This is a genomic window from Nocardioides sp., assembly GCF_050699375.1.
GTDB lineage: Bacteria > Actinomycetota > Actinomycetes > Propionibacteriales > Nocardioidaceae > Nocardioides.
On record NZ_JBOHDN010000348.1, the window covers coordinates 1 to 10,418 of the forward strand.

9 protein-coding genes are annotated in these 10,418 nt (G+C 69.2%); 8 read left to right on the forward strand and 1 reads right to left on the reverse strand.

The features are described 5' to 3' along the window. Positions 1 to 47 precede the first annotated feature (47 nt). The gene (locus ACRDPS_RS23410) at positions 48 to 1,196 is read right to left on the reverse strand and encodes an acyl-CoA dehydrogenase family protein (RefSeq protein WP_431504072.1); all 1,149 of its coding nucleotides are present in this window, start codon (positions 1,194 to 1,196) and stop codon (positions 48 to 50) included. A 134-nt stretch (positions 1,197 to 1,330) separates the two neighbouring features. Here ACRDPS_RS23410 and ACRDPS_RS23415 point away from each other — a divergent pair, with 134 nt between their 5' ends. The 8 genes from ACRDPS_RS23415 (at position 1,331) to ACRDPS_RS23450 (ending at position 10,348) form a co-directional block, all read left to right on the forward strand. Next, entirely contained in the window at positions 1,331 to 1,924 is a 594-nt protein-coding gene (locus ACRDPS_RS23415; RefSeq protein ID WP_431504073.1) for a MerR family transcriptional regulator, read from the forward strand. A gap of 91 nt (positions 1,925 to 2,015) precedes the next feature. Then, complete coding sequence (locus tag ACRDPS_RS23420) at positions 2,016 to 3,227, forward strand: acetyl-CoA C-acetyltransferase (protein ID WP_431504074.1); 1,212 nt, start codon at positions 2,016 to 2,018, stop codon at positions 3,225 to 3,227. Between the two features lie 17 nt (positions 3,228 to 3,244). Next, the gene (locus ACRDPS_RS23425) at positions 3,245 to 5,422 is read left to right on the forward strand and encodes a 3-hydroxyacyl-CoA dehydrogenase NAD-binding domain-containing protein (RefSeq protein ID WP_431504075.1); all 2,178 of its coding nucleotides are present in this window, start codon (positions 3,245 to 3,247) and stop codon (positions 5,420 to 5,422) included. A 142-nt stretch (positions 5,423 to 5,564) separates the two neighbouring features. Then, the gene (locus ACRDPS_RS23430) at positions 5,565 to 6,086 is read left to right on the forward strand and encodes a hypothetical protein (protein WP_431504076.1); all 522 of its coding nucleotides are present in this window, start codon (positions 5,565 to 5,567) and stop codon (positions 6,084 to 6,086) included. 103 nt (positions 6,087 to 6,189) lie between these two features. Then, entirely contained in the window at positions 6,190 to 6,744 is a 555-nt protein-coding gene (locus ACRDPS_RS23435; protein ID WP_431504077.1) for a PadR family transcriptional regulator, read from the forward strand. Continuing rightward, positions 6,741 to 6,890 carry a hypothetical protein gene (locus tag ACRDPS_RS23440; RefSeq protein ID WP_431504078.1) on the forward strand — a complete coding sequence of 50 codons (150 nt, stop codon included), beginning with the start codon at positions 6,741 to 6,743 and terminating at the stop codon, positions 6,888 to 6,890. Before ACRDPS_RS23435 ends, ACRDPS_RS23440 begins: the two co-directional genes overlap by 4 nt. Before the next feature lie 72 nt (positions 6,891 to 6,962). Then, positions 6,963 to 7,685 carry an ABC transporter ATP-binding protein gene (locus tag ACRDPS_RS23445; RefSeq protein ID WP_431504079.1) on the forward strand — a complete coding sequence of 241 codons (723 nt, stop codon included), beginning with the start codon at positions 6,963 to 6,965 and terminating at the stop codon, positions 7,683 to 7,685. Beyond that, positions 7,682 to 10,348 (forward strand): FtsX-like permease family protein, encoded by a 2,667-nt coding sequence (locus ACRDPS_RS23450; protein ID WP_431504080.1) that lies wholly within the window; start codon positions 7,682 to 7,684, stop codon positions 10,346 to 10,348. Before ACRDPS_RS23445 ends, ACRDPS_RS23450 begins: the two co-directional genes overlap by 4 nt. Positions 10,349 to 10,418: the final 70 nt, after the last annotated feature.

Genomic DNA, 10,418 nt, shown 5'->3' on the forward strand with positions numbered 1-10,418 from the left:
TGCCAGAGGTGCGGTAGAGCGCACTCCTGGCAGCACACCGCGGAGGCTTAGAGGCCTAGGTGGCGGCTGATGATCAGCTTTTGGACTTCTGTCGTTCCGCCGTAGATGGTCTGGATGCGGCTGTCGACGAAGGCCTTGGCGATCGGGTACTCCATCATGTAGCCGTAGCCGCCGTGGATCTGGACGCCCTGGTCGACGAACTTCTTCTGCAGCTCGGTGGTCCACCACTTCGCCATGCTCGCCAGGACGGTGTCGGCGGTGCCGGCGTTGAGCTGGGTGACGGCGTCGTTGAGGAACAGGCGGGCGAGGTAGGCCTCGGTGGCCATCTCGGCGAGGGTGAACGCGGTGTTCTGGAAGCGGCCGATGGGGCGACCGAAGGCCTCGCGGGTGCGGGCGTAGTCGAGGGAGAGCTCGAGGACCTGCTCGACAGCGGCGACCGCGATGGAGGCGACCGAGATGCGCTCCTGCGGCAGCAGGGTCATCAGCGAGACGAAGCCGGAGCCCTCCTCGCCGAGGAGGTTCTCCTTGGGTACGACCACGTCGGTGAAGGAGAGCTCGGCGGTGTCCTGCGCGTGCATGCCGACCTTGTCGAGGTTGCGGCCGCGCTCGAAGCCCTCCATGCCGCGCTCGACCACGAGCAGCGAGATGCCGTGCGCCCCGGCCTCGGGGTTGGTCTTGGCGACCACGATGACGAGATCGGCGTTGATGCCGTTGGAGATGAACGTCTTCGAGCCGTTGAGGAGGTAGTGGTCGCCCTTGTCGACCGCGGTGGTGCGTACGCCCTGGAGGTCCGAACCCGCGCCCGGCTCGGTCATCGCGACGGCGGTGATGATGTCGCCCGAGACGCAGCCCGGCAGCCACCTGGCCTTCTGCTCGGGCGTGCCGAGGTGCGAGATGTAGGGGACGATGATGTCGGTGTGGACGAAGAAGCCGGGCCCGCTGGCGCCGATCTTCGCCATCTCCTCGTGGAGGACCGAGTTGAACCGGAAGTCCTTGATGCCGGGGCCGCCGTACTCCTCCTCGACGTCGAAGCAGAGCAGTCCGGTGTCGCCGGCCTTCTTCCACAGCTCGCGCGGGACGATGCCGGCCTTCTCCCACTCGTCGTGGAAGGGCACGACCTCCTTCTCGAAGAAGGCCTTCGCGGTGGCGCGGAAGTCCTCGTGCTCTGCTTCATAGATCGTGGGCTTCTCGGGCATGGCACTCCTTCGTCGACGGTCGGTCCAATCGTGCCCCATGGGTGTGACGCAGGCCGCATTGTCGGGGCGGCGACTGAGCAACTGTGACAGTAACACTGGCGAAGTCGCAACCGTTTGGTCTACGGTCGCTGGCTATGACGGAGACGACCGAGGAACTGCTGACGATCGACGAGCTCTCGACCGTCACCGGGTTGTCCGTGCGTACGACGCGCTACTACGCCAGCCTGGGCCTGATCCCACCGCCGATCCGGCGGGGCCGGGTCGCCTACTACGGCCCTGACCACCGAGCCCGGCTGGACCTGGTCACCTCGCTGCAGGAGCACGGGTTCACGCTGCAGGCGATCGAGCGCTATCTCGGCCGGCTGCCTGCCGACATAACCCGCGAGGACCTCGCGATGCAGCGCGCGATGATCACCTCGTGGGCCACCGAACCGACCGAGGACATCCAGGCCAGGATCGGGCGCGAGCTGATCGAGCTGGGGCTGCCCCGGGACGCCCTGGCGGCGGCGTACGCGGCGACCTCGCGGCACATGGCCGACCTCGCCGCCGACCTCAACACGATCCTGCGCGACCAGGTGGTCGACCCTTTCCGGCGTACCCATCACAGCGCCGAGGAGGCCGAGCGTCTCGAGGAGGTGCTCCCTCGGCTGCGTCAGCTGACCACCGAGGCGATCGTGGTGAGCTTCCAGGACGCGGTGAACCGGACCATCTCCCGAAACCTCTCGTGAACAGGTCATCTCGACAGGCTCGATACGGCGCTCGACAAGCTCGACCACCGATGGGGGTTGACTGTGACAGTTTTAGTGTCACAATCGGCGCATGGCTGAAGCATTCATCTATGACCACCTGCGCACGCCGCGCGGGAAGGGTAAGAAGACCGGAGCGCTCCACGAGGTCAAGCCGATCGACCTGGTGGTCGGCCTGATCGAGGAGGCGCGCAAGCGCAACCCCAACCTCGTCACCGAGACGATCGACGACGTCGTGCTCGGTGTCGTCACGCCGGTCGGCGAGCAGGGCGGTGACATCGCCAAGACCGCCGCGATCAAGGCGGGTCTTCCCGAGACGACCGCCGGCGTGCAGCTCAACCGCTTCTGCGCCTCCGGGCTCGAGGCGGTGAACCAGGCCGCCTCCCGCGTACGCGGCGGGTTCGAGGACCTCATCCTCGCCGGTGGCGTCGAGTCCATGAGCAAGGCGCCGATGGGCAGCGACGGCGGTGCCTGGGCACAGGACCCCGACACCGCGCTCAGGACCGGCTTCGTGCCGCAGGGCATCGGCGCCGACCTGATCGCGACCCTCGAAGGCTTCAGCCGCGAGGACGTCGACAAGTTCGCCGCGCAGTCCCACGCCCGTGCGGCCGCCGCCTGGGAGAACGGCTACTTCAAGGACGCCGTCATCCCGGTCGTCGACCAGACCGGTCTGACCGTGCTCGACCACGACGAGCTGATCCGCCCCGGCACCACCGCCGAGACGCTGGCCGGCCTCAAGCCGTCCTTCGTCCAGCAGGGTCAGGAGGCCGGCTTCGACGACGTCGCGCTGGCCAAGTACCACTGGGTCGAGAAGATCGACCACGTCCACCACGCCGGCAACTCCTCCGGCATCGTCGACGGCTCCGCGCTGATGCTGATCGGCTCCGAGGCGGCCGGCAAGGCCAACGGCCTCACCCCGCGTGCCCGGATCGTGTCGGCCGCCGTCTCCGGCGCCGACCCGACGATCATGCTCACCGGCCCGGCCCCGGCCTCCCGCAAGGCGCTGGCCAAGGCCGGCCTGAGCGTCGAGGACATCGACCTCTTCGAGATCAACGAGGCGTTCGCCGCGGTCGCGATGCGGTTCATGAAGGACATGGGCATCGACGACTCGGTGACCAACGTCAACGGCGGCGCGATCGCCATGGGTCACCCGCTGGGCGCGACCGGCGCCATCATCCTCGGCACCCTGGTCGACGAGCTCGAGCGCCAGGGCAAGCAGCGTGGTCTGGCCACGCTGTGCGTCGGTGGCGGCATGGGCATCGCCACGATCGTCGAGCTGGTCTGAGAGAGGTTTGCGAAGAGATGACTGAGTCTGCCGTTAAGTACGACCGCGATGCCGACGGCATCGTCACCCTGACCCTGGACGACCCGAACCAGTCGGCCAACACCATGAACGAGCTGTACAAGACCTCGATGGCGGAGGCCGTCGAGAAGCTGTACGCCGAGGCGGCCGCCGATGAGAAGAGCGTCACCGGCGTCGTGATCGCCTCCGCGAAGAAGACCTTCTTCGCCGGCGGTGACCTCAAGAACATGATGCAGGTGCGCCCCGACAACGGCGCCCAGGTCTTCGAGGAGGTCGAGTCGATCAAGGCGACCCTCCGCAAGCTGGAGACCTTCCCGAAGCCGGTCGTGGCCGCGATCAACGGCGCTGCCCTCGGTGGCGGGCTGGAGATCGCGCTGACCGCCCAGCACCGGATCGCGCTGGACGCCCGCTACGACATCGGCCTTCCCGAGGTCTCCCTCGGGCTGCTCCCGGGCGGTGGCGGCGTCACCCGCGTCGTACGTCTCCTGGGCATCATGACCGGGCTGATGGACGTCCTGGGCCAGGGCACCAAGTTCAAGCCGGCGGCCGCGAAGGAGAAGGGACTGGTCGACGAGCTCGTCTCCTCCCCCGACGAGCTCGTCCCCGCCGCCAAGGCGTGGATCAAGGCCAACCCCGACGAGATCGCCCAGCCGTGGGACAAGCCCGGCTACAAGATGCCCGGTGGCAAGCCGACCTCGCCGGCGCTCGCGGGCTTCCTGCCGGCGTTCCCGCCGATCCTGCGCAAGCAGCTCAAGCAGTCCGACATGCGCGCGCCGAAGGCGATCCTGTCGGCCGCGGTCGAGGGTGCGATGGTCGACTTCGACACCGCCACCCGGATCGAGTCGCGCTACTTCGTCTCGCTGGTCACCGGCCAGCAGTCGAAGAACATGATCCAGGCGTTCTTCTTCGATCTCGGCGCCATCGGCGCCGGCACGCTGCGTCCCGACGGCGTGGAGAAGTTCCAGGCCACCAAGGTCGGTGTGCTCGGTGCCGGGATGATGGGTGCTGGCATCGCGTACTCCTTCGCCCGGGCGGGCGCGGAGGTCGTCCTCAAGGACGTCGCCATCGAGTCGGCCGAGCGTGGGAAGGCCTACACCGCCAAGCTCAACGAGAAGGCGGTCTCGCGCGGCAAGCTGACGAGTGCGAAGGCCGACGAGATCCTCGACCGGATCACCGCGACGGCCGCCCCGGAGGACTTCGCCGGGGTCGACGTCGTCGTCGAGGCGGTCTTCGAGGACGTCTCGCTGAAGCAGAAGGTCTTCAGCGAGATCGCCCCGTACGTCAACGAGGACGCGGTGCTCTGCTCCAATACCTCGACGCTGCCGATCAGCGAGCTCGCCAAGGGCATCGACCGCCCCGCCGACTTCATCGGTCTGCACTTCTTCAGCCCGGTCGACAAGATGCCGCTGGTCGAGATCATCAAGGGTGCCGAGACGAGCGATGTGGCGCTGGCGAAGGCGTACGACCTCGTCCAGCAGATCAAGAAGACCCCGATCGTGGTCAACGACAGCCGCGGGTTCTACACCTCCCGCGTCATCGGCACCCAGATCCAGGAGGGTCTGGAGCTGCTCGCCGAGGGTCTCGCTCCCTACTCGCTCGAGCGCGCCGCGACCCAGGCCGGGTTCCCGGTCGGGCCGCTGCAGATCGCCGACGAGCTCAACCACGAGCTCATGGTCAAGATCGCTCGTACGACGCGGGAGGCCACCGGCGTCGAGGAGCCGACCGTCACCGAGAAGGTGCTCGGCAAGCTCATCGAGGTGGGTCGTTCCGGCAAGCTCAAGGGTGCCGGGTTCTACGACTACGTCGACGGGAAGCGCGGCTCGATCTGGTCGGACCTCGGGGACGTGTTCCCGGTCGCCGACAAGCAGATCCCGCTGCGTGACGCCGAGGAGCGGATGCTCTTCATCGAGGCGCTGGAGACCGCGAAGTGCTTCGAGGAGGGGGTCATCACCTCCGCCGCGCACGCCAACATCGGCTCCATCTTCGGTATCGGCTTCCCGCCGCAGACCGGTGGTGCGGCTCAGTTCATCACCGGCTACGAGGCCGCTGACGGCTCGATCGGCATCGAGGCGTTCCTGGCCCGGGCCGACGAGCTGGCCAAGACGTACGGCGACCGGTTCCGCCCGACGCAGTACCTCCGCGACCTCGCGGCGAAGGGTGAGGCCCTCCCCGTCTGACCAGCCCCGTCCGGCTCACGGCATGAGGTGAACCGGCACGGATCCTGTGAAGGAACCGTGCCGGTTCGTCGTCTGCCGGGCTGGTGCCGAATGGGTGCAAGCACCCATTCGGAAACGCGCGCGAGCCCAGAAGACTTGAGCCATGAGGGAGATGGTGACGGTTCTGGTGATCGCAGTGGTCGCGGTCGCTCTTGTGGTGGCCTCGCTGCTGCGGCGGGCGCGGCGCGGTGAATGTCTGGTGGTGACCAGGCACCGGCGGATCGTTCGGATCGCCTCGGACTCGATGACGCTGGCGGTCCCGGGCTTCCACGAGGTCCTCGAGTGGCCGACCGGGGAGACCGAGATCGCGATCGTGGTCCGCGCTCAGGCCGGCGACGGCCAGGACGTACGTGTCCTCGCGACCGTCTCTGTCGCCGTCGACCCGCCCCGGGTCGGCACTGCTTACGTCGACCCGCGTGGCGTCCTCCACTCCGCGCTGGAACGCAAGGTCGCCGATGCGATCCACGTCCTGTCCGCGGACCGGCTGCTCGACACGTACGACGGCCTCGCGGTTGCCATCGACGGCATCCGGCTCGGTGGTCTCGCCGGCGGCGTCGTGACCGGGGTGACCATCGATGAGGTCGACCTGCTGCTGCGCCCCGAGCATCCCGACCTCGACGGCTGACCTCGACGGAGTGGCGCCGGCAGCCGAGCCGGCGACGTCGCCTTGCGTTCGGATACATACCGGGTATATACATACTCGGTATGCAGACGAAGGAGGTGGCTGGATGTCCGTGAAGCACGCGTTGCTGGCGCTGCTCGAGGACGCGCCGCGCTATGGCTATGAGCTGCGCGCCGAGTTCGAGGAGCGCACGGGTGCGAGCTGGCCGCTGAACGTCGGGCAGGTCTATACGACCTTGTCCCGGCTGGAGCGGGACGGTCTCGTCGAGGCAGGAGGGACCGACGCGGAGGGACGGTCCCTCTACCAGCTGACCGAGGCCGGAAAGGTCGAGGTCAAGGGGTGGTTCGACACCCCGGTGGAGCGTGCCCAGGCACAGCGCGACGAGCTCGCGATCAAGCTCGCGGTGGCGGTCGCGGTGCCGAGCGTGGACGTCGGGAAGGTCGTCCAGCAGCAGCGCAGCGCGACCATGCGGGCGCTGCAGGGCTATCGCCGTCAGGCACGCTCCGGCGCTGCCGAGGATCTCGCCGCCGGGCTGGTCCTCGACCGACTCGTCTTCGCCGCCGAGGCCGAGATCCGCTGGCTCGACCACTGCGAGTCCCGGCTCCGCCGGGCGGCGGCGCAGAGCACCACATCCGACCCCGCCGAAGGAGGGGCGCGATGAACGACACCTTCGCCCGCGACCTGCGGCGGATGAGTCACGACGGCGACCGCTGGCTCGCCGATGCGCGCGAGCGGCTGAACCGCCGTGTCCATGCCACGCCGGCCATTCCCGCAACCACACGAACCAAGGAGTCCACCGATGAGTGAGCGCCAGCGAACGCCAATAAGCCTCAGGCCACCGCGTCCGTATTCTTTGACTCGCGCAACGGAGGCGGCGGCATGAGTGAACCCGTCCTCCGGCTCACCGACGTGAGCCGCGTCCACGGCACCGGCGCCGCCGAGGTCCACGCCCTGCGGGGCGTCAGCCTCGAGGCGTACGCAGGTGAGCTGGTCGCCATCATGGGGCCGAGCGGCTCCGGGAAGTCGTCGTTGCTGACCATCGCCGGCGGCCTCGACTCGCCGACCTCGGGCGCTGTCGCGGTGGACGGCCAGGACCTCGGCGAGGCCGGGGTCAGCGGCCGGGCTCGGCTGCGGCGTACGTCGATCGGCTATGTCTTCCAGGAGTTCAACCTGATCCCGGCGCTCACCGCGGCCGAGAACGTCGCCCTGCCGCTGGAGCTCGACGGCGCCGGGCTCCGTCAGGCCCGGACCGCGGCGAAGGTCGCGCTCGATGAGGTCGGGCTGGGCGGCTTCGCCGACCGGTTCCCCGACGAGCTCTCCGGCGGTCAGCGGCAGCGGATCGCGATCGCTCGCGCCGTCGTCGGTGACCGCCGGCTGATCCTGGCTGACGAGCCGACCGGCGCGCTCGACACCGAGACCGGCGAGGACATCCTCAAGCTGATCCGCGCGCGTTGTGACGCGGGCGCCGCCGGTGTGCTCGTCACCCACGAGCCGCGCTACGCCAGCTGGGCCGACCGCGTGGTCTACGTGCGCGACGGTCTCGTCGTCGACGAGTCGGGCGAGACGCCGGGTCTGGCTCTCGAGGACGAGGTCGACGCATGACGGGGCGTCTCTCCAGCTGGCGGCTCGCCCTCCGGATCGGGCAGCGCGAGGCTCGACGAGCCAAGTGGCGCAGCCTGCTCGTCATCGCGATGATCGCGCTGCCGGTGGCGGGAGTGACCGCGGTCGCGGTGACGTACAAGACCTACGACGTCAACACGGCCGAGGGACTCGACCGCCGGCTCGGGACCGAGGCCGCGGCACGTGTCGAGGCCCAGAGCCCGGGGGCCGTCCGACAGGGGATCGACCCCGAGAACGCCGCCGAATGGCTCGAGCCCGAGCCCGGCGGGGAGCCGCTGAACGAGGCCGGTCTTCGGGCCGCCGTCGGAGACCGGCCGGTGCTCGAGGCTGATGAGTACGGACTCGACGTACGCACCGACAAGGGTGCCACCTGGGTCACCGGACTCCGGGTCGATCTGGACGATCCGCTCGCCGCCGGGCTGACTCGGCTGACGGACGGCCGGCTCCCGAAGAGCACGGATGAGGTCGTGGTCAACTCCGTTCTTTCCGACCGGGGACCGGGCATCGGTGAGGAGCTGCGGATTCCCGACGGGAGCTCGGACGAGGTCCGCAAGGTCGTCGGGATCGTCGAATCCACGACCGTACGCAACGATCCCTTCCTGGCCGGCCAGGATCTGCCGGACGCCGCCTCCTTCAACACCCCGTCGTGGCTCGTCGGGGGCGGGGCGATGACCTGGGCCGACGTGGAGGAGCTGAACACCAAGGGCGCCTTCGTGCTCTCGCGCTCGGTCGTCCAGAACCCCTCGACCGCGGCGCTGGCGGCAGACCGGGAGCTCCGCCCACGGATGGAGGCCCCGGATCCCGCGGACGCCGTGATCGTCGTGCTGATCGTGGTGATGGTGCTGCTCGAGGTGGTGCTCCTGGCCGGCCCGGCGTTCGCGGTGGCGGCCAGGCGACAGGCTCGTGACCTCGCCCTGATCGCCGCCTCCGGCGGGACCGCTCGTCAGTCCCGGCGCGTCGTGCTCGGGATGGCGATCGTCATCGGTGCCGTGGCCGCCGTCGCGGGCGCGGTCCTCGGGATCGGGCTCGGCCGGCTGCTCCAGCCGCTCGCGCAGGACCAGGTCTCGCGGTGGTTCGGGCCGTTCGAGGTGCCGTGGCTGCAGATCCTGGCGGTTGCCTGCATCGGGTTCGCCGCCGCGATCTGCGCGGCGGTCGTGCCGGCCTGGATCGCATCGCGCCAGAACGTCGTCGGCGTCCTGTCGGGCCGTCGCTCCGAGACTCGGCCTTCGCGGCGCTCGCCGGTCATCGGGGTCGTGCTGCTCGCTGCCGGTGTCGCCTCGGCTGCCTTCGGCACCCGGAACGCGTTCAGCGGCGTCCCGATCGCCCTCGGCGTACTGCTCTGCGTCACCGGGCTGCTGTTCATCCTGCCGGTCCTGGTCTCGTTGGCCGCTCGGCTCAGCGCCCGGATGCCGCTGGTGATCCGCTTCGCCACGCGCGACGCCGATCGGCACCGCACCCGGACGGTGCCGGCCGCCGGAGCCATCGCGGTGACCGTGGTCGGTGTGGTCACCCTCGGGATCGCACTCGGCAGCGACCAGGAGCAGAACCAGGCGAGCTATCAGCCTGTCTTCGCCATCGGCGACGCCACGGTTCAGCCGCGGCGCGCCGATGCCGAGGACGGCGAGGCAGAGGCGGCAGCGCGGTGGGAGACCATCAGGGCGCAGGTCGAGAAGGCGGTTCCTGGCTCGACGGTCAGTGCTATGTCCGGTGCGGTGTTCGGCGAGGACAGCGGATACTTCTCCGTCGAGACCGCCGATCGTGGCGAGGTCCCGCTGGACACCGGCAGCGGGTTCGGCGATCTCATCGTCGCCGGCGCCGACGGGCAGCTCCCGCCGGCAGTGACCCGGTCGCTCACCGAGCTCGATGTCGCCGCCGCTGAGAAGACGCTGCGCTCCTCCGGAGTCGTCGTGTTCACCACCGACGACGAGCTGGTCTCCTCTCGGTCCGCGCGCCTGGTGGTCACGGAGTTCTCCGAGGAGGACGAGCAGGAGCACGAGCGGATCGCGTTCGAGTCGCCGGCGACGTACGTCGACGTCGGTGATCGGGTCGCGCCCTCCTATGCGGTCGTGTCGGCCGCGACGGCGAAGCGGCTCGGCGCAGATCCGCAGGTCGTGGGTCTCTACGTCGAGGATGCCGGGATCAGTGCCGCTGCGGAGACTGATCTCGACGAGGCGCTGGCCGCTGGCGAGATCTCCTCGGCGATCGACGTCGAGCGCGGGTTCGAGGAGGACGACACCACGGTGATCGTGTGGTTGCTCCTGGTCACGCTGGGTGCGGTGCTGATGATCGGTGGTGCCCTGACCGCGACGCATCTGGCGCTCAACGACGCCCGTCCCGACCTGGCGACTCTGTCGGCCGTCGGAGCCAGGACGCGTACGCGACGGGGGGTCGCTGCTGCGTACGCCATCGTCATCGCGCTCCTCGGAGCGATCCCCGGCGCGATCATCGGGTTCGTCCCCGGCATCGCGGTCAGCTATCCGCTCACCGCCGAGGGGTGGCCGGCGCGCGACGACGTGGCCTCCCACTACCTCGTGATCCCGTGGAGCCTGGTCGGGATCGTCGTCGTCGGCCTCCCCCTCCTGATCGCCCTGATCGTCGCGGTCACCACCCGCAGCCGGCTGCCCATGGTGGCCCGCGTCGAATAACCCCGCGAGAGGTCACCTCTGCAGGCCGAAGCGTCACTTCTGCAGGTCGAGTTGGCACGCTGGTGCCAAC

Coding starts and splice junctions, on each gene's coding strand:
- ACRDPS_RS23410 (WP_431504072.1), bottom strand. CDS start 1,196: ATGCCCGAGAAGCCCACGATCTATGAAGCAGAGCACGAGGACTTCCGC.
- ACRDPS_RS23415 (WP_431504073.1), top strand. CDS start 1,331: ATGACGGAGACGACCGAGGAACTGCTGACGATCGACGAGCTCTCGACC.
- ACRDPS_RS23420 (WP_431504074.1), top strand. CDS start 2,016: ATGGCTGAAGCATTCATCTATGACCACCTGCGCACGCCGCGCGGGAAG.
- ACRDPS_RS23425 (WP_431504075.1), top strand. CDS start 3,245: ATGACTGAGTCTGCCGTTAAGTACGACCGCGATGCCGACGGCATCGTC.
- ACRDPS_RS23430 (WP_431504076.1), top strand. CDS start 5,565: ATGAGGGAGATGGTGACGGTTCTGGTGATCGCAGTGGTCGCGGTCGCT.
- ACRDPS_RS23435 (WP_431504077.1), top strand. CDS start 6,190: ATGTCCGTGAAGCACGCGTTGCTGGCGCTGCTCGAGGACGCGCCGCGC.
- ACRDPS_RS23440 (WP_431504078.1), top strand. CDS start 6,741: ATGAACGACACCTTCGCCCGCGACCTGCGGCGGATGAGTCACGACGGC.
- ACRDPS_RS23445 (WP_431504079.1), top strand. CDS start 6,963: ATGAGTGAACCCGTCCTCCGGCTCACCGACGTGAGCCGCGTCCACGGC.
- ACRDPS_RS23450 (WP_431504080.1), top strand. CDS start 7,682: ATGACGGGGCGTCTCTCCAGCTGGCGGCTCGCCCTCCGGATCGGGCAG.